This is a genomic window from Mesobacillus maritimus (assembly GCF_023715205.1).
Classification (GTDB): Bacteria; Bacillota; Bacilli; order Bacillales; family Cytobacillaceae; genus Mesobacillus_B; species Mesobacillus_B maritimus_C.
Map to the genome: position 1 here is coordinate 108,403 of NZ_JAMBNR010000006.1, position 26,092 is coordinate 134,494.

The 26,092-nt window shown below is 38.3% G+C and carries 25 protein-coding genes; 18 read left to right on the forward strand and 7 right to left on the reverse strand.

The window, feature by feature from the left end; all coding sequences use genetic code 11:
- The first annotated feature begins 39 nt into the window (after positions 1-39).
- Complete coding sequence (locus M3182_RS10260; RefSeq protein ID WP_251425140.1) at positions 40-903, forward strand: CvfB family protein; 864 nt, start codon at positions 40-42, stop codon at positions 901-903.
- Between the two features lie 21 nt (positions 904-924).
- On the opposite strand, the gene M3182_RS10265 is transcribed toward M3182_RS10260, so the two are convergent.
- Entirely contained in the window at positions 925-1,056 is a 132-nt protein-coding gene (locus M3182_RS10265) for a DUF3941 domain-containing protein (RefSeq protein ID WP_251425143.1), read from the reverse strand.
- Positions 1,057-1,154: 98 nt separating this feature from the next.
- A complete protein-coding gene (locus M3182_RS10270; protein ID WP_251425146.1) occupies positions 1,155-2,015 on the reverse strand; it encodes a DegV family protein in 861 nt (286 codons plus the stop codon).
- 122 nt (positions 2,016-2,137) lie between these two features.
- Between M3182_RS10270 and M3182_RS10275 the strand changes: the two genes are divergently transcribed.
- Complete coding sequence (locus M3182_RS10275) at positions 2,138-2,980, forward strand: YitT family protein (protein WP_251425149.1); 843 nt, start codon at positions 2,138-2,140, stop codon at positions 2,978-2,980.
- Between the two features lie 29 nt (positions 2,981-3,009).
- Entirely contained in the window at positions 3,010-3,789 is a 780-nt protein-coding gene (locus M3182_RS10280; protein WP_251557977.1) for a BsuPI-related putative proteinase inhibitor, read from the forward strand.
- 45 nt (positions 3,790-3,834) lie between these two features.
- Here M3182_RS10280 and M3182_RS10285 read toward each other — a convergent pair whose 3' ends face one another.
- The 3 genes from M3182_RS10285 to M3182_RS10295 form a co-directional block, all read right to left on the reverse strand.
- A complete protein-coding gene (locus M3182_RS10285; RefSeq protein WP_251425154.1) occupies positions 3,835-4,023 on the reverse strand; it encodes a DUF3813 domain-containing protein in 189 nt (62 codons plus the stop codon).
- Positions 4,024-4,176 (reverse strand): hypothetical protein, encoded by a 153-nt coding sequence (locus M3182_RS10290; RefSeq protein WP_251425156.1) that lies wholly within the window; start codon positions 4,174-4,176, stop codon positions 4,024-4,026. It abuts the gene before it with no gap.
- Positions 4,177-4,306: 130 nt separating this feature from the next.
- Positions 4,307-5,122 (reverse strand): Cof-type HAD-IIB family hydrolase, encoded by an 816-nt coding sequence (locus M3182_RS10295; RefSeq protein WP_251557979.1) that lies wholly within the window; start codon positions 5,120-5,122, stop codon positions 4,307-4,309.
- A gap of 500 nt (positions 5,123-5,622) precedes the next feature.
- Between M3182_RS10295 and M3182_RS10300 the strand changes: the two genes are divergently transcribed.
- The 3 genes from M3182_RS10300 (at position 5,623) to M3182_RS10310 (ending at position 9,144) form a co-directional block, all read left to right on the forward strand.
- On the forward strand, positions 5,623-5,934 hold the full coding sequence (locus tag M3182_RS10300; RefSeq protein WP_251425163.1) for a metal-sulfur cluster assembly factor: 312 nt from the start codon (positions 5,623-5,625) through the stop codon (positions 5,932-5,934).
- A 217-nt stretch (positions 5,935-6,151) separates the two neighbouring features.
- Positions 6,152-7,447, forward strand: a complete 1,296-nt coding sequence (locus M3182_RS10305) for an MFS transporter (RefSeq protein WP_251425166.1) — start codon at positions 6,152-6,154, stop codon at positions 7,445-7,447.
- A gap of 557 nt (positions 7,448-8,004) precedes the next feature.
- The gene (locus tag M3182_RS10310; protein WP_251557981.1) at positions 8,005-9,144 is read left to right on the forward strand and encodes a TIGR04053 family radical SAM/SPASM domain-containing protein; all 1,140 of its coding nucleotides are present in this window, start codon (positions 8,005-8,007) and stop codon (positions 9,142-9,144) included.
- A 397-nt stretch (positions 9,145-9,541) separates the two neighbouring features.
- Here the strand turns inward: M3182_RS10310 and M3182_RS10315 are convergent, their stop codons facing one another.
- Positions 9,542-10,240, reverse strand: coding sequence for a Crp/Fnr family transcriptional regulator (locus tag M3182_RS10315; protein ID WP_432806559.1), 699 nt, complete (start codon positions 10,238-10,240; stop codon positions 9,542-9,544).
- A gap of 379 nt (positions 10,241-10,619) precedes the next feature.
- On the opposite strand from M3182_RS10315, the gene moaA reads away from it, so the two are divergent.
- Positions 10,620-11,636 carry a GTP 3',8-cyclase MoaA gene (gene moaA / locus M3182_RS10320; protein WP_251557983.1) on the forward strand — a complete coding sequence of 339 codons (1,017 nt, stop codon included), beginning with the start codon at positions 10,620-10,622 and terminating at the stop codon, positions 11,634-11,636.
- Positions 11,637-11,753: 117 nt separating this feature from the next.
- On the opposite strand, the gene ric is transcribed toward moaA, so the two are convergent.
- Positions 11,754-12,464: an iron-sulfur cluster repair di-iron protein gene (gene ric / locus M3182_RS10325; RefSeq protein ID WP_251557985.1), complete on the reverse strand. Its 711-nt coding sequence runs from the start codon at positions 12,462-12,464 to the stop codon at positions 11,754-11,756.
- A gap of 227 nt (positions 12,465-12,691) precedes the next feature.
- Between ric and M3182_RS10330 the strand changes: the two genes are divergently transcribed.
- The 11 genes from M3182_RS10330 to argF all read left to right on the forward strand — a co-directional run bounded on the left by M3182_RS10330 (position 12,692) and on the right by argF (position 26,024).
- Positions 12,692-13,957, forward strand: coding sequence for a molybdopterin molybdotransferase MoeA (locus tag M3182_RS10330; RefSeq protein ID WP_251557987.1), 1,266 nt, complete (start codon positions 12,692-12,694; stop codon positions 13,955-13,957).
- On the forward strand, positions 13,951-14,487 hold the full coding sequence (gene mobB / locus M3182_RS10335; protein ID WP_251426172.1) for a molybdopterin-guanine dinucleotide biosynthesis protein B: 537 nt from the start codon (positions 13,951-13,953) through the stop codon (positions 14,485-14,487). Before M3182_RS10330 ends, mobB begins: the two co-directional genes overlap by 7 nt.
- A 218-nt stretch (positions 14,488-14,705) precedes the next feature.
- Entirely contained in the window at positions 14,706-15,170 is a 465-nt protein-coding gene (locus M3182_RS10340; RefSeq protein WP_251557989.1) for a respiratory nitrate reductase subunit gamma, read from the forward strand.
- Positions 15,171-15,513: 343 nt separating this feature from the next.
- The gene (locus M3182_RS10345) at positions 15,514-16,239 is read left to right on the forward strand and encodes a YwiC-like family protein (protein WP_432806700.1); all 726 of its coding nucleotides are present in this window, start codon (positions 15,514-15,516) and stop codon (positions 16,237-16,239) included.
- A gap of 365 nt (positions 16,240-16,604) precedes the next feature.
- Positions 16,605-17,639 carry an N-acetyl-gamma-glutamyl-phosphate reductase gene (gene argC, locus M3182_RS10350; protein ID WP_251557993.1) on the forward strand — a complete coding sequence of 345 codons (1,035 nt, stop codon included), beginning with the start codon at positions 16,605-16,607 and terminating at the stop codon, positions 17,637-17,639.
- A gap of 10 nt (positions 17,640-17,649) precedes the next feature.
- Positions 17,650-18,885: a bifunctional ornithine acetyltransferase/N-acetylglutamate synthase gene (gene argJ / locus M3182_RS10355; protein WP_251425191.1), complete on the forward strand. Its 1,236-nt coding sequence runs from the start codon at positions 17,650-17,652 to the stop codon at positions 18,883-18,885.
- An 11-nt stretch (positions 18,886-18,896) separates the two neighbouring features.
- Positions 18,897-19,670 carry an acetylglutamate kinase gene (argB, locus tag M3182_RS10360; protein ID WP_251425194.1) on the forward strand — a complete coding sequence of 258 codons (774 nt, stop codon included), beginning with the start codon at positions 18,897-18,899 and terminating at the stop codon, positions 19,668-19,670.
- Positions 19,667-20,824 carry an acetylornithine transaminase gene (gene argD / locus M3182_RS10365; protein WP_251557995.1) on the forward strand — a complete coding sequence of 386 codons (1,158 nt, stop codon included), beginning with the start codon at positions 19,667-19,669 and terminating at the stop codon, positions 20,822-20,824. The genes argB and argD overlap by 4 nt, the downstream gene beginning before the upstream one ends.
- A 73-nt stretch (positions 20,825-20,897) precedes the next feature.
- Entirely contained in the window at positions 20,898-21,977 is a 1,080-nt protein-coding gene (locus M3182_RS10370; RefSeq protein ID WP_251557997.1) for a carbamoyl phosphate synthase small subunit, read from the forward strand.
- Positions 21,970-25,077, forward strand: coding sequence for a carbamoyl-phosphate synthase (glutamine-hydrolyzing) large subunit (gene carB / locus M3182_RS10375; protein ID WP_251557999.1), 3,108 nt, complete (start codon positions 21,970-21,972; stop codon positions 25,075-25,077). Before M3182_RS10370 ends, carB begins: the two co-directional genes overlap by 8 nt.
- A complete protein-coding gene (gene argF / locus M3182_RS10380; RefSeq protein ID WP_251558121.1) occupies positions 25,074-26,024 on the forward strand; it encodes an ornithine carbamoyltransferase in 951 nt (316 codons plus the stop codon). The genes carB and argF overlap by 4 nt, the downstream gene beginning before the upstream one ends.
- Positions 26,025-26,092: the final 68 nt, after the last annotated feature.

Below are 26,092 nucleotides of genomic sequence, written 5' to 3' on the forward strand. Positions count from 1 at the left end.
CTTTTTACGAGATTAACATACACATACAGGAGGATGATCATGACATTACAAGATCATACAGGTCGAACCATTCAATTATCGGTTGCGCGAATTTCTAACTTTGGATACTTTTTAACAGATGGGGAAGAAGACGTACTTCTTCATCACAATGACAACGACAACAGAAAAGAACTAGAGGAAGGAGAAGAGGTAGAGGTTTTTCTTTATGTTGATTCGAGAGGAAGACTTGCGGCCACCACTAAAATACCAGTTATTACAGTAGGCGAATATGCATGGGTTTCGGTTGTGGACGTAAAACCTGAAATTGGCGTATTTGTTAACATTGGAATCAATAAAGACATTTTGTTAGGAAAAGAGGATTTACCTATACTCCAGTCTGTCTGGCCTCAAGTAGGTGATATGCTTTATCTAACCCTTAGAGTTAATCGAAACTTTTTGATCTATGCTAAGCTTGCCTCTGACCAAGTGATTCAAGGAATCTCTCAGACAGCAACAAGGAGAGATTTCAATAAAAATGTACATGGCCATATTTATCGCACAGCAAGAGTTGGTAGCTGGATGATTACGGCTGAAGGATTTAAGGGGTTTATCCACGAGTCGCAGAGAAGTAAAGAACCTCGAGTAGGGGAGAAAGTCGAGGGAAGAATTATCGATGTTAAAGAAGATGGCACGGTTAACATTTCCCTACTACCAAGAAAGCAAGAAGCTCTAGATGAGGATGCTACAAAGATTTTAGAATATCTAGATTCACGGAATGGAGCTATGCCTTATAGTGATAAAAGCATGGCTGAAGATATAAATGATCGTTTTAATATGAGTAAGTCCTCATTTAAACGGGCTATTGGTCGATTAATGAAGGAAGGAAGAGTCTACCAGGAGGAAGGCTGGACTTACAAAAAATAAGCGGCTAATTGCCGCTTATTTTTATAAATGATCGGTTTTCTTAGAATACTGATTTTTCCCGGCTTTACGATTTTTTTCAGCTAGCATGTTTTTCTCATGGCGGAGGGCGTTATTGTCTTGCGCCTTTTTATCATTATCAGAAGTATGTGGCATAAATAATCGATTCTCCCTTCCAATGTCATCAAGATTAGGGTGTCATTTTTCTTGTCTTTGTATGCAAAAAAAATAGCTCCTTTCGTAGGAGCTATTCATTAAGACGGTATTTCGTTTAAGAAGAAAATGGCGATTGTCCCTGGTCCCGTGTGTGATCCAATTGCTGCACCGACAGACGTAATCACAACATCTTGCGGGCCAAATTTTTCAATAAATCGCTCTTTTATTTCGTTTGCCGTTGTAAAATCATCCGCATGGCTAATTCCAATCACTTGGGATTCAAAGTTTATCCCTCTTTGTTCCATTACCTCTAGAATTCGGTTATGCAATTTTTTCCTTCCGCGAATTTTTTCAATTGGAACAAGTTTGCCGTCCTCTACATTTAAAAGAGGCTTAATGTTCAAAAGACCACCTAAGAATGCGGAAGCTTTTGAAAGTCGACCACCTTTGGCAAGATAATCTAAATCCTCAACTGTAAATAAATGCTCCATATGTGTGCTCCGGAATTGAATATCCTTCACAATTTCCTCCTTTTTCGCTTTTTGCTGCGCCAACTTTACAGCTTCACGTACGCATAGACCAACACCGAGTGAAGCGCATTTCGTATCAATGATTGTTAAATCTAGGTCGGGATATTCTTCTTTTACTTGGTCATAAACCATCACGGCTGTTTGATAAGTTCCGGATAATTCAGAAGAAAAGGCTATGTAAATTCCTTGCTGTTTTTCTTCTGCCAGTTCAACAAATGCCTTTCGAAACGCTAATTGTGATGGCTGGGAAGTTTTTGGATGATTACCAGCGCGAATACTATCATAGACTTCTATAGGTTGTATTGTTTTTTGGTCTTCATATTCCTTTTCATCTATTAGAACCTTCAATGGAATTAATGTCACATTGTTTTCTTGAAAAAAATTTAGCGGTAAATCGCATGCACTATCTGCTAAAATTTTCACTTCCATTAGATCACCTTCTTACCTATTTATGACCTTAGTTTAGCTTTTATATTAAAAAAAAACAATTATAAGTAGTGATATGAGGCAAAATAGGGAAAACCAAACACAAATATGTTAGGAGGATGGAGATGGTTTGGTTACATACGAAGCAGTTAGTTATTGTCCTCTTTGGTGCAATACTCAATGCAGTAGCAATGAACTTCTTTTTAATTCCGGCAAACGTGTATGCTAGTGGGTTTACAGGCTTTGCCCAGTTAATTTCTAGCATTTTGGAAGAATTTTCTCCGATTTTCCTGTCGACTGGAATATTGTTGTTTCTATTGAATGTTCCTGTCATCATTCTAGGGTGGAAAAAAGTTGGAAGGTCATTTACCATTTATAGTTTTATTTCTGTTGTCACCATGTCATTCTTTATGGAAGTAATTCCGGTCATTCATGTCTCGAATGATATCCTTCTAAACGCGGTATTTGGTGGGGTTATCGCAGCCGTTGGTGTAGGTCTGACGTTAAAATGGGGTGCCTCAACAGGTGGGATGGATATTGTCGCAATGGTCTTATCTAGGATGAAGGACAGACCAGTTGGAACTTATTTTTTCACTTTAAATAGCGTTATTATCATTACAGCTGGATTTTTATATGGCTGGGAAAAAGCGTTGTATACTCTTGTTCAGCTTTATGTTTCTACGCGAGTGATTGATGCCATTCATACTCGCCATGAAAAATTAACCGCTATGATCGTAACACAAAAAGCAAATGAACTAAAAAATGCGATACATGCTCAATTGACACGAGGAATTACAAGAGTTCCCGCCAAAGGGGGATTTTCCAATGAAGATAAAGAAATGATGTTTATTGTGATAACTCGCTACGAGTTATTTGATTTGCAAAGAGTGATTAAGGAAGTGGATCCGAACGCTTTTACAAATATAGTAGAGACTTCTGGTGTATTTGGATTTTTCAGGAGAGATTAGATACGAAACTAAGATGAAGAGGAGGGATAATGGTGAAAAAAATCTTACTGGTATTCTTTTTATTTACTTTAGTAGTTGCACCATTTACAACCGTGTTAGGTGCAGAGAGTGAAGAATATGATAAACTTCTGTTTTTCATTGAACCTATTGTAGATGGCTCGACAGTTCAATTTGAACTGATTGTTAGGAATGAGGGAGAGGCCCCAATTCATCTTGAATTTTCTAATGCCCAATTATACGAAATTATTGTAGCAGATAAAGAAGGGAATCAAGTATATCAGTTCTCACAAGAGAAAGGCTTTGCTCAAATGATTCAACACATCCGCTTAAAACCAGGTGAAGATAAAACATGGATAGAGACCTGGGAAAATCACGCGTTGCCAAAAGGTTCATATCAAGTAGCAGCTGAACTTGTAGCAAAGAAAATAAATGGAAAGCCATTTAAAGGGTTAAAGGATTCAACTATGATGAAGGTGCCAATGCATAATCCGATGTTTAAGGACATTACAGTACAGGGAGAAAAAGGGGATTATTATGTAAAAGGGTTAACGCGAACTGTAGAGGGGAAGTTCTACTATACAGTGGAAGATGGTCATAATCAACAAGTAACGGAAACAAAAATGAAAATAAACAAGAGTGAAAAACAATGGAAGGACTTCGCTATTAACCTTTCTATTCCAACTGAAAAGTTACCTAGTAACGGATCACTGATTTTACATCTTTACGAAAGAAAAGGGATGGAGATCATTAATTCTTACCCGGTTGTTTTGGAAGACTTTTACGAGAAAGATACGCAGAGAGGCAAATAAGATACAAAAAGGAAGCTGACACAAACAAGTGTCAGCTTCCTTTTCTTATTTTCCTTTTATTTGATCTAGCTCATCTTGATATTGGTGCAGCTGTTGCTTCTCAGCAAGTGTCGAATTAGCAAAGGCTGAAGAAAGAGCATTCTCTGCACGTTGGATGGTTTCCTGATCATGAGAGTCGCTTTTCTGAGCCGTTGCGACAGCCTTTTTTGCTTCTTGAAAGAGACGGTTACCCATCTATATCCCTCCTACAGAAGGATTGTGGCCATTGGACATTTTCCTTGCTTCTGCCTCAGCATATGTGGTGTGGTACGGGATGCGCTCGTCATGCTTAGAGACTGCGTCTACTCCTTGCTTGACAAATCGTTTTGATTTACTTGATCTTCCCATTATTACCCCTCCATTCAATATCAGAGCAAGATAGAAACAGGCAAAAGGTAACCTGTCCCTTTGGATAGTATGCTCTAGAAGACTTTAAATAAGCATTCTTTCCATTACCTATAATTGGCTGAAATAATGTTTATATTTTTAAGTTGAGAGCGTCGTTTAAATAGGCTCCTACTCCGTCTTCCTCATTAGAAAGGGTAATATCATTGGCGATGTTTTTAACGGCGGCAATCCCATTTCCCATGGCAATTCCTTTTCCTGCAAACTCCAACATATCCAAATCATTATCTTCATCCCCAAATGCAATGATTCGTTCAGAGGGGATATTAAAATAATCGGCTGCTTTTTTTAACCCTACAGCTTTGTTTAGACCATATTTCACAATTTCAATTACATGCCAAGGTGCTGCCCAGCTACGATGGTCGATCACTTCTGCATGTACTTCTGAAAGATGCTTTCGAATTTTATCCAATTGGTCCTCTTCCGTATGTATCAACATACTTGTCGGAGCCTGTTTTAAAAATCTGCGTAAGTCTCCCGTTGTAACGGAAGGAGATCCAAGGTTGAAAATATCGATTAACTTTTCATCATGGTAATGAAAATATACATCGTCTACAACCTCGGCAATGATGTTATGAAATTGGAATGAGTCTAGAGCTTCAACAATATCTTTAGCGACATCAATGGATAGAGGGGAATGATGAATCCCCCAGTTATGATTTCGAGGGTGATGGACGAATGCTCCGTTAAAGTTAACAATTGGAGTATCAAGGTCTAATTCTTTATAATACATTTCGCTAGATCGAAACGGACGCCCAGTTGCAATCATGACAATATGTCCTTCTTCACGCGCTTTTCGTAATACTTTCTTGTTTTTATCGGATATGGTCTTGTCATCTTTTAAAAGCGTACCGTCTAAGTCTAAAGCAATTAAGTGTTTTTCTGGCATAAGAACTCCTTCTTTGTGTTTTTATTAGGCTCTTTTCTCAAAGTTTGCTGATTTTGAACAAAAATACGACTTAATGGAGCTAGGTTATACAACAAAAAATTTTATGAGAAAAGAGTTTGCAAACTTAATTTAAAGATACGAAGTGGTTACTATTGCGTTAAAATTAAATTTAGGATTTTAACAACATGGAAAAGCCGTTTATTATTAGTTTATAGTAGTTTTTCTGGTTGTATGTTCGAACGGACTGTAGAAGTTCAATTTTTCTTCAGTGAACGCTATAAATACATTCTAACGTTTCTAAGGTGAAAAATCATTCTTTGGAATCTCTAATTTAAGTGTTGTATCTTGTAGATAAAGGTTAACCTATGATTAATCTCTTCATAATTTGGACAAGAAAAGGGATAAGAACTCACAAATGTGTTTACAAAGTGAAAAGGCTGTAAAAGTATGCAAAAACTGTTAAGATAGTATAGAAGAAGGTTGAAAAGGAGTGAACTGTTTTGGATCAGGATTTAAAAGATAGCATAATGGGTGCTTTAGAAATGGTCGTTGACCCTGAATTGGGAGTAGATATTGTTAACTTAGGCCTTGTTTATGATGTAGAACTAGATGAGGAAGGGCTTTTAACTGTAACCATGACTCTTACATCTATGGGATGCCCATTAGCTGGTACAATTGTAGACCAAGTTAAGCATGCAGTCTCAGATCTTCCAGAGATTAAAGATACAGAAGTCAATATTGTCTTTAACCCACCATGGTCAAAAGACATGATGTCACGCTATGCAAAGATTGCCCTTGGTGTAAGGGATTAATAGGAAATAAACAAAGAAGCGTCTGAACTTTTTGTTCAGGCGTTTTTTTTTTGAACTCTACTGAGGTGCTAATACCCAAATGTGAATAATTTTTGTCAACATATGTGACAAAAATTTGTACTGTTGCTGAGGGGTGAACTCAAAAAACATTTCACGTGTTAATATGATTTCAATCACGAAAAACAAAAAAATTAACACCTTACAGGGGGAGAAAAATATGGCAAGAATAACCTCATGGAACCCAGAGGACAAGGCATTTTGGCAAGCTGAAGGGAAAGCACATGCCCAGCGAAATCTCTGGATTTCAGTTCCATCATTGATGATGGCTTTCATTATTTGGCAAATATGGTCTGTTGTTGCAATTCGTCTAAATGATATCGGCTTTGCTTTTTCACAGGAACAGTTATTTACATTAGCAGCGCTACCTGGTCTAGTGGGGGCGACACTGCGCTTCGTATATACATTTGGAACGGGTGCTTTTGGTGGACGGAATTGGACAGTCTTTGCAACAGGGATTCTGCTAGTACCTGCATTAGGAATAGGATTTGCGGTACAAAATCCAGAGACACCATTTTGGGTAATGGCTCTACTTGCAGCACTTTGTGGGTTAGGTGGCGGAAACTTCTCTTCTTCTACCTCAAATATCTCAATGTTTTTTCCAAAAGCAGAAAAAGGAACAGCTCTAGGAATTAACGGTGGACTAGGAAACATGGGGGTATCTGTCGTCCAGTTTGTTACTCCACTTGTTATCGCAACAAGCACTTTTGCTTTTATCGGTGGAAATACAGAAGGTCAAGTATTACCCGATGGTACTCAAGTTTGGTTACAGAATGCTGCGTTTGTTTGGGTTATTCCGATTATTATCTTAACAGTAGCAGCCTATTTTGGGATGGATAATCTTCCAAATGCAAAACAATCTGTGTCAGAGCAATTCGTTGTTTTAAAAAGAAAACATACTTGGATTATGACCATTTTATATGTTGCAACATTTGGCTCTTTTATTGGGTACGGAGCAGCATTCCCATTAGTATTAAAGAATCTCTTCCCAGAATATGTTGGACTTGCTTGGATTGGAGCATTTTTAGCAGCTGCAGCTCGTCCAGTAGGTGGATGGCTTTCTGATAAATATGGAGGAGTTTTGGTCACATCTATTACATTAGCCGTGATGTCATTAGGAGCGTTTGTTGTCATCTACTTTACGAATACAGCTAATTTCGCTGGTTTCCTGACATCTTTCTTAATTTTATTTATTGCAGCAGGAATGGGTTCAGGGTCAACTTTCCAGATGATTCCAAATATCTTCTCAGCTAAAGAATCTGCACCTGTTTTAGGAATTACAGCAGCATTTGCTGCCTACGGTTCATTCTTAATTCCGCAGCTATTTGGTTGGTCTACTAATAACTTTGGAACACCAATTAATGCTTTATATATTTTCATTGCTATTTATCTTCTTTCGATTGTTCTAAACTGGTATTACTATCAGCGTAAGAATGCTGAGGTGAAAATTAAATAAGTTACTTATCAGAAAGGTCAGGGCTGTCCCTGACCTTTCTGATTTCTTTAAGAGCGAAAAATAATAAGGATTTATGCTAATTAGTTATTCCATTGATGATTGGTTTAGGTGAAAAAACACTGTACTGCTATGAAGCTAAAAGCGCTATCAGTTAAGCAAAGCTAGGATCCATAAATCTGTCAGAAGCACAAATCTTAATGATTAGCTAAAAAGAGGTCGCATAGACGCACCATGCGACCAAAACGGATTTCATTCCTCGAAATAAGGGTTCTTAGAAAGTTGCATGAAACCTTAACGTTGTTCATTCCCTAGGGAAAAGGGTAGTTACGCCGCAATTAGGACAAAGCACGTTGCGCACAAATAAAATCAAAAATCATAAACTGGCCCTCATACAATTAAATATATCTTGTAACAAAATTCGTAAGCTTTACAGCATATTAACACCTCTAACAACTTCACAATTCTGTCAAATGGAACAAGATTATTGTGAGGAAGTTCACTTAACACTGTGAGGAAGTTATTTATACTAAAACCAGATAATAAAGGAGGCCGTTCATATGTTTGCAAGAGATTTTAATAAAGATCCTTTTATCGTAATATGGGAGTTAACTAGAGCCTGCCAGCTTAAATGCTTACATTGCCGTGCCGAGGCTCAATATAGACGCGATCCACGTGAGTTAAGTTTCGAGGAAGGAAAAGCACTTATTGATCAAATTTATGAGATGAATAACCCTATGCTGGTGTTTACTGGTGGGGATCCATTAATGAGAGAAGATGTGTTTGATATTGCTCGATGTGCAGTTGAGAAAGGGATTCGGGTATCAATGACCCCAAGTGCTACCCCGAATGTAACAAGAGAAGCCATTGAGAAAGCGAAGGAAGTCGGTTTATCTCGATGGGCATTTAGCTTAGATGGTCCAACTGCGGAAATACATGACCATTTCCGAGGTACAGCTGGTTCTTTTGATTTAACAATGGAAAGAATTAAATATCTGCATGAGTTGGAGATTCCAATCCAAATCAATACAGTTATCTCCCACTACAACTATGATTACTTAGATGAAATGGCCAAGCTTATTGAAGAACTTGATTGTGTTTTATGGAGTGTGTTTTTCCTAGTACCTACAGGAAGAGGGCAGGAAAAGGATATGATTACCCCAGCGGAACATGAGAAAGTTTTTATCTGGTTATATGAGTTAAGTAAGAAAGTGAAGTTTGATATTAAAACGACCGCAGCTCAGCATTATCGACGAGTTGTCATTCAGCATAAAATGAGGGAAGCCAAAGAACAGGTTGAGGAGATTCAATATCTTGATGCTTTGACGCAACAAGGATTGACGGGTTCCATAGATGGATTAGGGCGTGCGCCAAAAGGAGTTAACGATGGAAATGGGTTTGTGTTTATTTCTCATATAGGCGATGTCTATCCAAGTGGTTTATTGCCTGTTAAAGCAGGGAACGTTCGTGAGCAACCGCTAGCTGAAATCTATCGTGAATCCCCTATTTTTAAAGCGCTAAGAAATCCCGATGAATACAAAGGAAAGTGTGGACAGTGTGAATTTAGATATGTTTGTGGTGGTTCTCGTTCACGTGCATATGCGATGACCGGCGATTACTTAGAAAGTGAGCCATTCTGTGTTTATATCCCTAAAGCATTAAGGAAGCAGAAACAGAACCAGAACCAAACACCTAAGTAGGACCAATCTCTTTCTTATTTTGGTTCTTTTCTCAAACTTTGTGATCTTAAACAAATCGACTGAATGAACTAGTTTATACAAAAAACAGCCATTGTCTAAAACCGAAAGCAAGAAATGTGTTTAACCTAAGGGGCTGGGGTGAGAACAAGGTTTCATAGAGTAGGAAAATATAGGGCCTTAAATTGGCCCCTTTTAAGTTGAAAGTAGCCGAACTCCCTTGATATAAGTCTTACCGCGATAAAGCAATTTCAACAGTTAAGAGGTGAATATCAGACTCATTTCTTATCAAAGGTAACGTTCGCAATCTAAGAATAAGCTAAACACTTCGATTGCCTCTAACAAACAACAAAATATTTTCCAAAAGGATATAAAAAAGTGAAGCCAGAGGCCTCACTGTCTATTCAATGCTACAGAATACAGCTGGACAATTTTCACAGCCGATTTCATTTTTTAGAAACTCTAAGTTATGAATTAATATTTTCCCTTTTTTTATTGAGATAATATTCTCACGTTTAAGGTCGTTTAAGATACGGTTCGTACTTTCTCGTGAAGTTCCACAGAAATTGGCCAGCTCTTGATTGGTTAGCGGGAGATCGATCAAAATTCCTTCTTTTTGATGAACGCCATAGCTATTAGTCATACGAATAAGTGTTGAAAATAATGCTCCCTTTTTCCCATTTAATACAAGGTCACGGAATTTGGTTTGTGTTTTTCGAAAATGGTCACTCATCCATTTCATAAATTCAAAGGCGAGGGATGGGTTTTGAAATATTTCTTTTTCTATAACCTCTTTTTTGATAACTGCAATTTCAGCATCCTCAAGGAGTAAGGCGCTTAATAAGTATTTTGGAGCCTCGGTAAATAAGGTTAATTCGCCGCAGATATCATTTTCACCACAAATGCGTAGAGCTAATTCCCGACCATCCTTTGTTACTTTGCTTATCTGTATTTTGCCGGAAAGTATTAAGTATAGTTCCTCTGCGTCCATTCCTTCTTGAAAAAGGTAAGTTCCTTTTTTGGCAAAAATGGTACGGTCTGAAAAATTTAATAGTTCTTTTATTTCAATTGAATGTGTTGCTTTTTTGATTTGAGGCATGCTCATCACCCTTGTCGTTTATCTTTCTTGTTCCTAATAATAACATTCCAATAGTGTAAAAACCGTGTTCTACCGCACTTGTTGAAAAATCGTCACGATTTTGCAGTGAATTTGTTCACACTTCTGTAAAAATGTTAACTAGCTAATCAGGTACGGTGACAACTTATGACAACTTATGACAACCTAATGACATTTTTTGTGATTTTCACTATGATTGTAGTTTTTATGGTTCAATGATACTATGAAGAGACAATGTTTTTTTCCGTTATCGTCAGATTAATGGTACTGTATGGAGAAAAGAACGAATAGGAATCAGTATCGTAGTTTGTTATTTTCCTACAAGAATAATAGCAAAACTTCATTAATGGAGTTGATATAAATGGATAAACAAATCGTGAAAGACAAATTGAATCGACCTCTACGTGATTTAAGGATTTCGGTTATCGATCGTTGTAACTTTCGCTGCACATATTGCATGCCCGCAGAAATATATGGACCGGACTTTGCCTTTCTTCCAAAATCTGAACTTCTTTCCTATGAGGAAATCGAGCGGATTGCAAGGATTTTTGTTGGATTGGGAGTAGAGAAACTCAGGTTAACTGGTGGAGAGCCGCTGTTAAGAAAAGACCTTCCTATATTAGTGGAAAAGTTATCGGTAATCGATGGCTTATCAGATATTGCGTTAACAACGAATGGAGTAATGCTTCCAAAACTTGCTGTCCCATTAAAAGAAGCAGGGTTGAAACGGGTGAATATCAGTCTAGATACACTTAAGGATGAATTATTCGGACAAATTAACGGGCGTGGTGTCGCTACAAAACCTGTTTTAAAAGGGATTAAGGCAGCTCAAGAAGCAGGTTTGGGCGTGAAAATCAACATGGTCGTAAAAAAAGGCCTAAATGATACAGAAATCCTTCCAATGGCTGAATTCTGCAAGAATGAAGGACTAGAACTTCGGTTTATTGAGTATATGGATGTGGGAAGCACGAACGGTTGGAAAATGGACGATGTGATTACGAAAAAGGAAATTTATGAAATGCTTAAGGGAAATTACGAACTTGAGCATACTGGAGCTGCGTATTTTGGTGAAGTGGCAAAAAGATATCGTTATAAAGGAACAGATGTACATGTAGGATTTATTTCTTCTGTTTCTGAGTCTTTCTGTTCAAGTTGCACAAGATCTCGACTTTCAGCCAATGGTCAAATTTTTACATGTTTGTTTAATGGGAATGGTCATGATCTACGTGATTTTATGAGAGCGGGAGCAAGCGATGAAGAAATAGCTCAACGTGTGATTGGAATTTGGAATGGTCGCTCGGATCGTTATTCAGACGAACGGACTGCTGAAACCATTGCAAACCGTAAGAAAATCGAAATGTCATATATTGGTGGTTAATGGTAAGGATTGATTCTCGTAACAAGAGGATCGATCCTTCTTTAATCTCCAACATTATTAATAGAATTGGAGATAAAGAAAACCCTCGTATGGCTACGAGGGTCCTCCTTTCCTTGTTTAAACAGTGGCAGTTTCAAAATAACGAGGGAATAAAATATTATTCTCTAAATGAACATGCATAAAAGTATGTTCTTCGAGCATCTCTAGGCGCTTGTAAACTAAACGATAAGTACCGCAAGCATCGATTGGAGGAGTAAAATCGGATGTGATCTCACGTAACTCCTTTAAAATCGCTCCTGCGTGATCGTGTTCTTTTTCTAACTCGCGAATTTCTTTTAGAATTTCTTCGCGGTTAGGAGTATTAGGATCATCTAGAGAAAGAAGTGCTGGGAATACAGTTGCATCTTCTTTAGCTGTATGCTCCAAAAGTTCTTTTTTCAATTCGTAAAATAAGTCATGCATTTTGATCAATTCTGGGTGGTTTGCTCCGTGGACGCGAGCGACTTTTGTTACGTAAGGGCTCATTAATTTTAGCTCTTCTTCAAGAGTTCGGTGATATTGATCTTGAATATGCTTTACAAGTTTTACGGATTCAGTTTGTGTCCAGAATTCCATATCTTCAGCAGAATTGGCATTTTGCTGAAAAAGTTCTCCTAGTTCAGCCATTAGATTTTCTACGTTGACCGATTTTTCAGAAGCTGCTTCTGTTAAAGGAATGCTTCCTCCACAGCAAAAATCGATTCGATTTTTCTTGAAGATATCGCTTGATTTTGGGAATACGTTTACGATGTCACGAACTAATGTATTTTCATTGAATGGAAGTTTCATTTTTATTCCTCCTTAAAAGGTCACCAATTATTGTTTACAAGTTCATCATAAAGGAAATGGTTTTATTAGTAGGTGATATGAATCACACATTGAGAACTTTTTTCAGAGGAATATAATGGTTGGTATTAGTTGATTTGTGATATTTGTCAAAGTCGCAGGTTATCATTTATCTTTATAATGGAAATAAGCAAAAAAAAATGCCTAGACATTAGGAGCTGAACAAAACGATGTTAGAGAAAAGAACACCAATCCAAATAGGTGAAGCAGTAAAAAGAGTTATGCAATATAAATTAAATGGAACTACCGAATGGGTTTCTATAAATGAAAGTTATGGTCGGTTTTTATCTGAAGACTTGAAGGCGACAAGCGATGTTCCCCATTTTGATCGCGCTCCATATGATGGATATGCAATTCGGTCGGTGGATACCCAATCTGCTTCTCAGGCAACGCCAGTAAAGTTTGAGGTAATTGATCATATAGGGGCAGGTATGTTAACAGATAAAGAATTAGGCCCTTTTCAGGCTGTTAGAATTATGACCGGAGCACAAATGCCTGTAGGTGCTGATGCTGTCGTAATGTTAGAACTTGCAAAAGAGAGTCAAGACAGCAATAAAAATTATATGAGTATAAAGAAAATACATAAGCAAGGTGAAAATGTTTCTTTCCGCGGTGAGGATGCGAAAGAAGGGGAAGTACTAGTAAAAAGAGGAACATTTATTAACCCTGGTATTCAAGCGATGTTAGCAACATTTGGCTATGCTAAGGTACCAGTTGCTAGGAAGCCGGTTGTAGGTCTTTATGCGACAGGAACAGAGCTGCTAGAGGTAGATGAACCACTTGAGCCAGGTAAAATTCGAAATAGTAATTCCTACATGATTTCGGCGCAGATTCAAAGAGCAGGGGCGGAAGTTCGCTATTTTGGACAATTAGCTGATGATTTTGATACGTGTTTTGAGGCTGTTTCAAAAGCGGTTAAAGAAGTGGATCTTTTCATAACGACTGGTGGCGTATCAGTTGGAGATTTTGATTATTTGCCACAAATCTATGAAAAGCTTGGGGCGAAAGTTTTATTTAATAAGGTAGCGATGAGGCCAGGGAGTGTGACGACAGTTGCACACCTTGATGGAAAACTATTATTTGGCCTGTCAGGCAACCCTTCAGCTTGTTATGTGGGATTTGAATTGTTTACAAGACCGATAATAAAAACGATGCTTTTATCTGAAACGCCTCATTTGCGAAAAGAAATAGCGGTTTTAAATGCTGATTTCCCCAAAGCTAATCCTTTTACAAGATTTGTGCGAAGTGCACTAACTATTAAGGAAGGGAAGCTTGTGGTAACTCCAAGTGGCTTAGATAAATCGAATATTATCATGAGTTTAGCAGGAGCAAATTCATTAATGATTCTTCCTGGAGGTACAAGGGGGTTTGAAAAGGGCATGGATGTAGAAGTCCTTATGCTAGAGGATCATGTTGGTTGTGATTGGCCGTGGTAAGGGCGCCTATTTTCCAACTGGTAGGTTATCAAAATAGCGGCAAAACAACCACAATGTATGAAGTCATACAACGTCTATCCAGTGATGGGTTTAAAATTGTCACTATTAAACACCATGGGCATGGTGGGAAGCCTGATATTGTTGAAAAGAAAGATTCGGGTCGTCATGTTAATGCCGGGGCCCTTGGTTCAATCATTGAAGGAGAGGGCAGGATCCTTCTCCAGGCTGAACAAACTAGTTGGTCCTTAGAAGCGCAGATCCTTTTAGCCAATGCTTTAACCCCTGACTTGATCCTTATAGAAGGTCATAAACAGGAAAAATACCCAAAAGCAGTTCTACTCCGCAATGATCGGGATAAACACTTATTGAATGAACTAAATTCTATACAGGCTGTTTATTGTATCGATTCCAATTGTAGGAACGATTTGCAAAAGGACATGAAGCAGCCCTTTTTTAATGATAAAGAGGACTTCTATAGATGGGTTGTCAATCATCTTAAATCTACCATCACATCTGAAGGCAACAGCTAGGTCACCAATAAGCCCGGTAGGTGCCCTTTTCATACACCCATGCACAGGTTAGCTCACCAATAAGTACGTCAGGTGACAGTTCTAGGGACTTAAATTTGTAAAGGAAATTTCTTAATTTGGACACTTCGGCGACTTTTCTCACTGTGCCTATCCGCATAACTAGTTAAAATGAAATAGGTTAAACAAACCTATTTTAATAAGTACTAGAGGTGAAATGGATGGAAATAGATCAAATTCTTTTATGGATTGTTTTTCCCTACTCCGTGGTAGCAGTTGTAGGAATGTCTTTAATATGGCAATTGGAAGCTAATGGTACCGGAAGTAAAAGATCAACTGGTGATCGAATCCTCACAGGTTCCTTAAAATGGTTATTCGTTTTAGGTATGTTAACCGGATTGGTGGTCACTCATTTTTATCAAGAAACTGCGCAGCTATATGTTTGGGGAAAAAGTCTTATTCAATTACAACCGGATATGAGTGTAATTAATAATATTTCCTTCCTTTCACAAGTACATGTAATCATAGTTTTTTCATTTCTATTAGGCCTAGCGTTTTCAAGCCATATTCGCTATTTAATGAAGCCACATTTATATATAAAGGCTCTTTTCTCAAACTTTGTTGCTTTTCGAGATGAAATAATGAGAAATCACTTTATTTTCACTGGAAAAGACTATTTAGATTAGGAGAAAAGCGCAAGCAAACAAAGTACGAACACACAAAATGCCTGATTCTGCGTTAAAATCGGCTTTAAGATTTTAACAACAAATGTTACGAAAACAGCCTATTTAAAAGAACTCTTACAAAAACGTTACTTAGTACGAAGGCATCCTTATGGGTGTCTTTTTTTGTAAGAGTATACTCCTGTTAAACTTGTCTTGTATTCATTCCTTATAATGAATGATCCTTAATACAAATTTTAACTTTATGACATATTCGTGAAGATGAAGGATTGAACATCTTAAATGTGATAAGTTTCACTTAGTAATATTCCTATGTGATTTATAGTGTGAATAGAAATGAAAGGGAGTGACGAAATTGAAGTTGTTTCTACCAAAACAGCATGGTGCTTGGGCAATGCTCATCATTCCATTTTGGCTCGGGGCTGCCGCATCAGATGTTGTTTGGCAACATATCCCGTTTTTTATAGGCTGGCTTTTGTTATATTTGGCAACATATCCAATGCTTTTTCTTTTTAAGAAGAAAAACATTCCTTATTATCGAAAATGGACCATTCTTTATTTAATACCAGCTCTATGTTTCCTTACCTTTCCGTTAGTTAGAACTCCATCCATAATCTTTTTTGGTCTGGGAATGATTCCTTTCTTTGCTGTGAATGCTTATTTTTCAAGCAAGAAGAACGATCGGGCTTTAATCAATGATATAAGTGCCATTACTTGTTTTGGGATTGCGGGTTTAGCAAGTAGTTACCTCGCACATTCAACTATAAATGGTGAAACGTGGTTAGTCTTCCTAGCTTCGGTTCTATTTTTTCTTGGTAGTACTTTTTACGTTAAAACAATGGTTCGTGAAAAAAAGAATATTCGTTATAAATATATTTCGTGGATTTTTCATTTACTCATTCCGATTATATGGCTTTTACTTGGGAAGTGGATTATTGCCATAGCTTTCGTACCAAGTTTAGTCCGGTCCATTTACTTTTACGGTCGTTCTCTTGGAATGATGAAACTAGGAGTATACGAAATTGTCAACGCAACCCTGTTTTTCATCATTATTCTGATTGCTATTTCTTAATCGTAGGAAAATTGTATAAGCAGAGTGATACAGCCAATTATGGCTGTATTTTTTTTATACAACTTATTGACTTTTCTCCATTAAAAACCGCTAATCGAAGCTTATTACGATAATTCATCTCAAAAAATGATAATCAATCAGCCTATCTTGTATTTCCTGTTATTCTGTTCCTAAAAACAGGCTTCATACCTTCAATTATAAGGCTGGCACTCTGAAAAGGAGGGATATTTTTTATAAAAAGTTTGCCGAATTTTTCAAAATTGGTTGCGTTTCGGAGAAGGAATTCTTATAATAAAAAGAACTAAAATTAATAAATATAAGTATATATGTTTATTTATACATTGGACGATGAAAGGAGGAGTAAAGTGAAGGTAGCAGTTATCGGCACAACAGGATATGGTGGAGGCGAATTGATTAGGATTTTACATAACCATCCTTTCTTCCAAATTCACTCCATTCATTCAACGAGAGATGAAATGCCCATTACAGAAGAATTCCCTCATCTGGAAAGTATTTTTGAAGATTCATTGAAACCAGTAAACCCTGACATTATTGGGGAAGAGGCTGATTTGGTTTTTCTAGCCACTCCATCCGGTGTTTCAGGTAAATTGGCTGAGGCATTCATTGAGAAGGATATACAGGTGATTGACTTGTCAGGCGATCTTCGAATGAAAGAGCCTAGTGAATATGAGAAATGGTATAAACGTGATTCTGTTCAGAAACAGACGCTATCAAAAGCAGTTTATGGGCTTAGTGAGTGGAACAAAGAGTCGATTCAAAAGGCAAAACTTCTAGCCAATCCAGGATGTTATCCAACGGCTACATTGCTTGGTCTTGGTCCTGTAGCTTCAGCTGGGATAATTGATCCGAAGGGAATCATTATCGATGGGAAGTCGGGAGTTTCGGGAGCAGGCAAATCGCTTACGAAAACAAGTGCATTTGCTGAAATGAATGATAATTTTCGGATTTATAAAGTAAATCAACACCAGCATATTCCTGAAATTGAGCAACAATTGAAGTTCTGGGATGAATCCATTCAACCTGTGACCTTTAGTACACATTTGATTCCGATTACGAGGGGAATAATGATAACGGCCTATGTTCAACTAAACCAAGATATGAATACGGCTGAGTTGTTGGAACTTTATCATGAAAACTACCGAAACCAGCCTTTTGTGAGGATCCGAAAACAAGGACAGTTTCCTTCTGTGAAAGAGGTTGCTGGCTCTAATTTCTGTGATATTGGAATTGATTTAGATCAACGAACGGGAAGATTAACCATTGTTTCCGTCATTGATAATTTAATGAAGGGTGCTGCTGGGCAAGCGGTGCAAAATGCGAATATTATGAACGGATTGGATGAGAAAGCGGGACTGAATTTTATCCCAATCTATCCTTAAGGAGGACGCGATGAAACAGGCATTGACAGAGAAAGAGATTGTAAGAAAAGTAGACACAGGTGGAGTATTAAGCCCAAAAGGTTTTTATGCTGGTGGGGTTCATGCCGGCCTAAGATATAGCAAGCTAGATATAGGGATTATATTAAGTGAGACGCCCGCTAGCTGTGCAGCAGTCTACACAACTAGTCATTTTCAAGCGGCTCCAATTATTGTGACGAAGGATAGTATTGCTAAAGAAGGAAAAATTCAAGCGGTTATTGTAAATAGTGCTTGCGCCAATGCCTGTACAGGTGAAAGAGGCTTAGCAGATGCATATAAAATGAGAAGCTTAACGTCAAACGCATTTAATATAGCTGAGCATCATATTGCGGTTGCGTCCACAGGGGTTATTGGTGAATACCTTCAAATGGATAAAATCGCTAACGGTATTGGATCAATTAAGATTGGTAAGGAATTAAATAAAGCTGAGGAATTCCAGACAGCGATTCTAACGACAGATACTGTAATGAAGAGCAGTTGTTACACTGGAGAAATAGATGGCAAGACCGTTTATATGGGAGGCGCTGCAAAGGGTTCAGGAATGATCCATCCAAATATGGCAACAATGCTAGGCTTCTTAACCACAGATGCAAATATATCTCCAGAAAATTTAAACTGTGCTTTAAAGGAAATAACAGATGTTACATTCAACCAGATTACTGTGGATGGTGATACATCTACAAACGATATGGTCATTGTACTGGCAAATGGCGAAGCTGGGAATGAACCATTAACACCTGAACACTCTGAATGGCAAACGTTTGTTCAACTTTTAAAAGCGAACTGTGAAAGCCTTGCTAAACAAATTGCAAGAGACGGAGAAGGGGCTACAAAGTTGGTTGAGGTGGAGGTATTAGGTGCCTTATCCGATGATGAAGCTAGAGCCGTTGCCAAACAAATTGTAGGATCAAATCTTGTAAAAACAGCAATATATGGTGCAGATGCTAACTGGGGAAGGATTATTGGAGCGGTAGGGCAGGCAGAAGTATTTGTTAATCCCAATAAAGTTGATGTTAAGCTTGGTGGATTAGAAATGCTAAAAGCAAGTACACCGCTTGTATACTCAGAAGAGGAAGCTAAAAGTTATCTAGAAAAAGACACGATCGTGATTACAGTTAACCTTAATGTAGGGGAAGGTACAGGAAAAGCATGGGGCTGTGACCTAAGTTATGACTATGTCAAAATCAATGCAAGCTACCGGACATAGGAGGAGAATAAATGAAAGCAGTAGTCATAAAATGCGGTGGAAGTGTCCTTGATGAATTATCACCTAATTTTTTTGAGGCCATTCATTCATTGAAAAAGGATGGTTATTCCCCGGTAATCGTACATGGTGGGGGACCTGCGATTAATGCAATGTTAGACCTACATCAAATAGATTCAAAGTTTCATAACGGGCTCCGGGTAACAAACGGAGAGACGATGGAAATCGTTGAAATGGTTCTTTCTGGGAAAACCAATCGGCAACTTGTTAGGCTCTTAGAAAAGAATAACTTAAATGCGATTGGAGTTAATGGGAGCGATGGAAAATGTCTAGTTGCCGATTATATCAATAAAGAAGCATTAGGACTTGTTGGTCGAGTTACTTATGTCAATAAAGCTCTCTTATTTAAAATGATTGAATCAGACTTAATCCCAGTCATTACTCCGATAGGGGCTTCTAGAGATGGATATAGATTAAATATTAATGCAGATTATGCGGCTGCAGCGGTGGCGAGCGCCATTAAAGCTGAGCGGTGCCTATTTGTCACAAATGTTGATGGCATTTTAATCAATGGAGAAGTTGTTAAGCAAACAACAGCTAGTGAAATCCATGAATTTATTGAAGCAGGACATATTTACGGCGGAATGATTCCCAAAGTAGAATCAGCACTTTCTGTACTCACTGAAGGAATGAATCAAGTGATGATTGTTTCCGGTAAAAAGGCTTTTTACCATCAAGGTGGATGGGAAGGAACCGCGATTACAAATAAAGCGGGGGTAGTAGGATGAGTCACTTATTTCCAACATATGGGCGCTGGGAAGTAGAACCTGAGAGCGCTAAAGGATCATATATAAAAGCAGTTGATGGGAAGAACTACCTGGATTTCACATCTGGAATCGGAGTTTGTAATTTAGGGCATTGTCATCCTGAAGTAGAGGATGCAGTTTTAAAACAAATGAAAAAATATTGGCATGTATCCAATCTTTTTCCGCAATCCATTCAAGAACAAGCAGCAAAACAATTAGCCGTTGCTTCTGGATTGGATCTGGTATTTTTCGCTAATAGTGGTGCAGAGGCTAATGAAGCAGCCATAAAATTAGCAAGAAAAGCAACTAACCGTTCAAAAATTATTTCCTTCACGAATTCTTTTCATGGGCGGACATTTGGTTCAATGGCTGCAACTGGGCAGGACAAAATTAAGCAAGGTTTTGGCCCCATGTTGGAAACTTTTGTACATTTGCCTTTTAATGATTCAGCTGCATTATTAGCAGAAATAGATGATCAGACAGCTGCGATTGTGTTGGAAATCGTCCAAGGAGAAGGTGGAATTAACGTTGTCGAGGCCGAGTTTATAGCGACAATCAAAAAAGCATGCGAAGAGAAGGGTGCTTTATTGATTGTTGACGAAATCCAAACAGGTATTGGTCGTACTGGTAAGCCATTTGCATTTCAACATTATCCAATCGTTCCTGACATCATTACGGTGGCAAAAGGGCTTGGAAGTGGTTTTCCAATTGGGGCTGTGGTTGGTTCGGGCAAACTTAAGGATGCTTTTGGACCTGGAAGTCATGGTTCGACCTTTGGCGGAAATCCAGTGGCGTTATCGGCTGCATTAGCAACAATGAAAATTGTATTCTCTGAAACTTTTCTAAATGAAGCTGTCAATACAGGGCAGTATCTGTTTACACAACTTGAAGCGAAACTAGGACATTTGGAAATCGTGAAAGACATCAGAGGACTAGGTTTAATGATTGGAATCGAGATTTCTGGTCAAGTAGCCGAGGTTTTAGGGGAACTCCGTTTAAACGAATTCCTTGCGTTACCTGCAGGTAAAAACGTTATTCGATTGCTTCCGCCTCTTAACGTTGAAAAAAACGAGGTCGATAAGGCAGTCGAATTACTTTTAAAATCATTATCAAATGTACCTTCAGCAGCTGTATAGCTGTATAATTTTGAAATCAACTGAATAATTATTTATATTATCAAATAATTATTCATATTAGATGAGGTGAATTATGGACGGATATTTGCATTTAAGTGAAGGAATGACCTATAAAGGCTCATGGTTCGGTGAAAAACCAAGTAAAGAAATTAAAGGCGAAGTTGTCTTTTTTACCGGAATGACAGGTTACCAAGAGGTCTTAACGGATCCTTCCTATAAGGGACAGATTGTAGTGTTTACTTATCCATTGATTGGAAATTACGGCATCAATAAATTAGATGCTGAAAGCAAGAAACCTCAGCCAGCTGCGGTTGTTGTGTATGAGGCAGACATGAATGGATTTCATTACGAATCTGAACTTAGCCTAGGAGAGTATTTAAAGAAGTGGGATATCCCTTTGTTAGCCCATGTCGATACACGAGCGGTTGTGAAAAAAATCCGCCAGCACGGGTCAATGCCAGCAATTCTTTCTGAAAATGAGAGTGTTGAAGGAGAGTTCGCGTTAGAGAGTGAATTAAAGGTAAAGCAGGTTTCAATTCCAGAGGCAAAAAGTTATGGAAATGGAAATAAACATATTGTCCTTTATGATTTTGGTTATAAAAAGTCTATCTTAGATTCCTTGTTGCAACAAGATTGTAAAGTCACAGTTGTTCCTTTTGATAGTCCTTTTGAATATATCCAAGCCCTTCAACCTGACGGTGTTCTTCTGTCCAATGGTCCAGGAGATCCCAAAGATTTAATAACCATTCTTCCAACTATTAAAAAGGTCATTGAACAATATCCTACCTTGGGAATCTGTTTAGGGCATCAGTTAGCAGCGCTAGCTCTTGGAGGGAATACTAAAAAAATGCTTTTTGGTCACCGTGGAGCGAATCAACCTGTTTGCGACCACACTTCAGGTAAGGTGTTTATGTCTTCACAAAACCATAGTTATGTAGTAGATGAAAAAAGTATCCAACAAGCAGGTTTAAAAGCGCGATTTCTTAATTGTAATGATGGTTCAGTTGAAGGGCTTTCACATCAAAGCCTTCCATTAGTAACAGTGCAATTCCATCCGGAGGCACACCCTGGACCGGGAGACAGTAGCTTTATTTTTGAGGAATTCATCAATCTAGTTCAAACAACGAAGCGGAGAGTAGTCAATTATGCCTAAAGATAAGAGTATTGAATCCATCTTAGTTATTGGCTCAGGGCCGATTATCATCGGTCAAGCGGCTGAATTCGATTACGCAGGAACTCAAGCATGTATTGCCTTAAAGGAAGAAGGTTATCGGGTTATCTTGCTAAATAATAATCCAGCCACAGTTATGACGGATCCTGAATTTGCTGACGCCATTTACTTTGAGCCAATGACTGTAGAAAATGTTGAAAAAATCATTCAAAAAGAAAAACCGGATGGCCTCCTCGCCACTTTAGGAGGTCAGGCTGGTTTAAATATGGCGTTTCAACTAAACGAACATGGAATTATTGAGAAATATGACTTAAAAGTTTTAGGAACATCAATTGCTTCCATTAAACAAGGAGAAGATCGCGATGCCTTTCGGAGTCTGATGTACGAACTGGGCGAGCCTGTCCCTGAAAGTGAAGTCGTTCACAGCGTCAACGAGGCTTTATCCTTTGCAAATGAGATTGGATATCCCGTAATCGTTCGACCTGCTTATACACTTGGCGGAACAGGCGGGGGAATTGCATCCTCTGAGGCAGAACTGAAGAACCTTATAAGCGGTGGTCTTAATGAAAGCCCAATCCACCAATGTTTGGTTGAGAAGAGTATTGCAGGATATAAGGAAGTTGAATATGAAATGATGCGGGATGCTAATGGTACCTGTATCGCGGTTTGCAACATGGAGAATTTTGATCCTGTTGGTATTCATACAGGTGACTCGATTGTTGTTGCCCCTTCGCAAACTTTAACAGACCGAGAATATCAGATGCTTAGGTCTGCAGCTGTAAAAATCATTTCAGCGCTAGGGATTGTCGGTGGCTGCAATATTCAATTTGCACTTGACCCAGAGAGCAAAAATTACTATTTAATTGAAGTAAATCCCCGTGTTAGCCGTTCGTCAGCTTTGGCGTCGAAAGCAACAGGTTATCCAATTGCTAGAATGGCAGCGAAACTCGCAGTGGGGTATTTGTTATCAGAAATTAAAAACCCGGTAACGGGAAATACGTTTGCAAGCTATGAACCAGCACTAGACTACGTTGTGGTTAAAATCCCTAAATGGCCATTTGATAAATTCCCTGCAATTAATCGACGTCTAGGGACCCAGATGAAAGCGACTGGGGAAGCAATGGGAATTGATCGTAATTTTGAACGTGCATTAATTAAGGCGGTACGCTCACTTGATGGAAAGAATACAGATTTGAGTTTAACAGCTTTAACAGAGAAATCTGTTGAAGAGTTAAAGAAAATGCTACTAGAGCAGTCGGATGAACGGCTCTTTGTCATCTTAGAATTATTGCGCCGTGGAGAAAGCAAAGAACAGATTCATATCGAAACGAAAATTGACTTGTTCTTCCTTAATAAATTGGAATTAATTGTAAAAGTCGAAACGGAAATTAAAGAGTTATCAAGTGGTCAGGTAACAGCACAACAATTAGCTTCATTTAAAGAAAAAGGAATGAGTGATCAGTTTCTCGCCACTGCTTGGGGAATGACTGAAGCAGATATTCGAAACCTAAGAAGAGAGCTTACAGTTACTCCAAGTTACAAAATGGTTGATACCTGTGCTGCAGAATTTGAGTCTAGCTCGAATTATTTTTACTCTTGTTATTATGGGGAAAATGAGGCGCCCAAAACAGAAAAACAAAAGGTATTAATTGTCGGCAGTGGTCCAATTCGCATCGGTCAAGGAGTCGAGTTTGACTATTGTTCCGTCCACGGTGTTCTAGCTCTAAAAGAAGAGAATATCGAAACCATTATGATTAACAACAATCCCGAAACAGTGAGTACGGATTTTACTCTATCCGACAGGTTGTATTTTGAACCGCTATGTCTCGAAGAAATTCTTGATGTCATTGAAATGGAAGGAATCACGGACGTTATTGTTCAACTAGGTGGCCAAACAGCATTAAATTTAGCAAATGGCCTAGAGGAACATGGAGTCCATTTGCTTGGAACTAGCTCTGATTTGATCGATTTATTCGAGGATCGGGATAAGTTCTATGCATTACTTGACCGCCTTAACATTCCACGTGTAAAAGGATTAATTGCGGATAATGAGCAGGAATTAATTGCAGCGTCTAAAACAATTGGATATCCTGTACTAATTCGTCCTTCGTATGTAATTGGTGGTCAAGATATGATAATTATTGAAAATGAAGAGGAATTGTCGAACCATTTATCAGGTTCAATCATTCAATACCCAGTATTGATCGACCAGTTTATGGCCGCGAGTGAGGCTGAAATTGATCTTGCTGCTGATGGAGAGTATATAATTGTTCCAGCGATTATGGAACATATTGAAAAGACAGGTGTTCATTCGGGAGATAGTTTATCTATGATCCCTGCTCAAAACTTATCTGCTGAAGTTAACCAGAAAATCCTTCAGTATGCTTCACAGATTATTAAAGCTACCAAGTATAAGGGATTAATGAATATCCAGTATATTATTTCCAACCAAGATGTGTATATTTTAGAAGTAAATCCTCGTTCAAGTCGAACGATGCCAATTGTGAGCAAGGTTACTGGAGTTCCTTTAGTCAATCAAGCGACAAAAATATTGCTTGGGAAATATAAATTGTCGAAAGATGAATTCCCTAAATTGAGTAAAGAATTAAATCCATATGTTTGTTTGAAGTATCCAGTTTTTTCTAATTTCGCGTTAGCAGGTCTCGATATGAAAACGGGACCACAAATGATGTCAACTGGCGAAGGAATCAGCATTGGAGCAACGATACAAGAAGCATTAAAGAAATACTTTTCTTCCATTTCGGCAAAAGATCGAGGCAACTGTATCGTTTATACGGATTGTGATTCAGCAGTGATTCAGGAGGCAAACGAAGCTGGGTTCAATTTGGTTGAATACAGTGGCGAACTAAACAATATGGAAAAGGTTATCGGAGTTTACTGTTTAGGAAATAGTTCAGATGATTTTACACTTCGGAATTGGGCCATTCGCCAACGAAAGCTTATTTTCACCCAACAAGAAACATTTAAAGCCTATCTTGAAGGAAACAAATCAACCGAGTGGAATGTAAAGCCAATGGGAGAATGGCTAAATTATATAGAAAAGGACGTGGCGCTAAAATGAGTCAATCGCAGCAAGCAACAGTTGAACCACAACTTAAGGGAAAACATTTTTTAACTGTATCCGCGTTTTCGTCTGAAGAAATTAAATTGTTAATTGAGAAAGCGGAAGAATTGAAATCAAAAGGTCCGGAATATCAACCTCTTGCGGGTAAAACCTTGGCGATGATATTTGAAAAAAGTTCTACACGAACCCGTATGTCCTTTGAGGCTGGAATGCTCCAACTTGGAGGAAATGCAATTTATATGAATAGTCAGGATTCACAGTTAGGCCGAGGTGAACCAATCTCAGATACTGCTCAAGTATTATCTCAGTATGTCGATGCCATTATGATCCGAACCCATGGACATAACAGGGTAGAGGAACTTGCACAACATGCAAGTGTTCCTGTTATTAATGGATTAACTGACTTAGCTCATCCATGTCAGGCCCTTGCTGATATTCTTACAATTAAAGAGAAAAAAGGCAGTTTGCAGGGATTAAAGATGGCTTATGTAGGTGATGGCAATAACGTGTCAAATTCATTGATGGTAATTTGTGCGAAACTGGGGATGGACTTTTCAATTGCCGCCCCTAAAGCCTATTGGCCGAAGGAACAGCTAGTAGCTGAGTGTAAGGTTTTAGCGAAGGAAACGGGAGCGACGATTACAGTGACAGAAAATCCTGTTGAAGCTGTCAGTCAAGCGGATGTTGTATATGCTGATGTATGGACGAGTATGGGGCAAGAGGAAGAGAATGAACAACGGTTAAATGATTTTAATGGCTACCAAGTAAATGCAGCACTTGTTCATCATGCAAAATCCGATTATCTTTTTATGCATTGTTTGCCAGCACATCGCGGTGAGGAAGTTTCTGCAGACGTCATCGATGGTTTAAATTCTGTTGTATTTCATCAAGCGGGAAATCGACTTCATGCGCAGAAAGCATTATTGGTCGAGTTACTTAAATAACTTTTTGAAGACAAAACAGTGTGAATTTGTAAATTCATGCTGTTTTTTCTTTGATTTAAAATTATTAA

Coding starts and splice junctions, on each gene's coding strand:
- M3182_RS10260 (WP_251425140.1), top strand. CDS start 40: ATGACATTACAAGATCATACAGGTCGAACCATTCAATTATCGGTTGCG.
- M3182_RS10265 (WP_251425143.1), bottom strand. CDS start 1,056: ATGCCACATACTTCTGATAATGATAAAAAGGCGCAAGACAATAACGCC.
- M3182_RS10270 (WP_251425146.1), bottom strand. CDS start 2,015: ATGGAAGTGAAAATTTTAGCAGATAGTGCATGCGATTTACCGCTAAAT.
- M3182_RS10275 (WP_251425149.1), top strand. CDS start 2,138: ATGGTTTGGTTACATACGAAGCAGTTAGTTATTGTCCTCTTTGGTGCA.
- M3182_RS10280 (WP_251557977.1), top strand. CDS start 3,010: ATGGTGAAAAAAATCTTACTGGTATTCTTTTTATTTACTTTAGTAGTT.
- M3182_RS10285 (WP_251425154.1), bottom strand. CDS start 4,023: ATGGGTAACCGTCTCTTTCAAGAAGCAAAAAAGGCTGTCGCAACGGCT.
- M3182_RS10290 (WP_251425156.1), bottom strand. CDS start 4,176: ATGGGAAGATCAAGTAAATCAAAACGATTTGTCAAGCAAGGAGTAGAC.
- M3182_RS10295 (WP_251557979.1), bottom strand. CDS start 5,122: ATGCCAGAAAAACACTTAATTGCTTTAGACTTAGACGGTACGCTTTTA.
- M3182_RS10305 (WP_251425166.1), top strand. CDS start 6,152: ATGGCAAGAATAACCTCATGGAACCCAGAGGACAAGGCATTTTGGCAA.
- M3182_RS10310 (WP_251557981.1), top strand. CDS start 8,005: ATGTTTGCAAGAGATTTTAATAAAGATCCTTTTATCGTAATATGGGAG.
- M3182_RS10315 (WP_432806559.1), bottom strand. CDS start 10,240: ATGCCTCAAATCAAAAAAGCAACACATTCAATTGAAATAAAAGAACTA.
- moaA (WP_251557983.1), top strand. CDS start 10,620: ATGGATAAACAAATCGTGAAAGACAAATTGAATCGACCTCTACGTGAT.
- ric (WP_251557985.1), bottom strand. CDS start 12,464: ATGAAACTTCCATTCAATGAAAATACATTAGTTCGTGACATCGTAAAC.
- M3182_RS10330 (WP_251557987.1), top strand. CDS start 12,692: ATGTTAGAGAAAAGAACACCAATCCAAATAGGTGAAGCAGTAAAAAGA.
- M3182_RS10340 (WP_251557989.1), top strand. CDS start 14,706: ATGGAAATAGATCAAATTCTTTTATGGATTGTTTTTCCCTACTCCGTG.
- argJ (WP_251425191.1), top strand. CDS start 17,650: ATGAAACAGGCATTGACAGAGAAAGAGATTGTAAGAAAAGTAGACACA.
- argB (WP_251425194.1), top strand. CDS start 18,897: ATGAAAGCAGTAGTCATAAAATGCGGTGGAAGTGTCCTTGATGAATTA.
- argD (WP_251557995.1), top strand. CDS start 19,667: ATGAGTCACTTATTTCCAACATATGGGCGCTGGGAAGTAGAACCTGAG.
- M3182_RS10370 (WP_251557997.1), top strand. CDS start 20,898: ATGGACGGATATTTGCATTTAAGTGAAGGAATGACCTATAAAGGCTCA.
- carB (WP_251557999.1), top strand. CDS start 21,970: ATGCCTAAAGATAAGAGTATTGAATCCATCTTAGTTATTGGCTCAGGG.
- argF (WP_251558121.1), top strand. CDS start 25,074: ATGAGTCAATCGCAGCAAGCAACAGTTGAACCACAACTTAAGGGAAAA.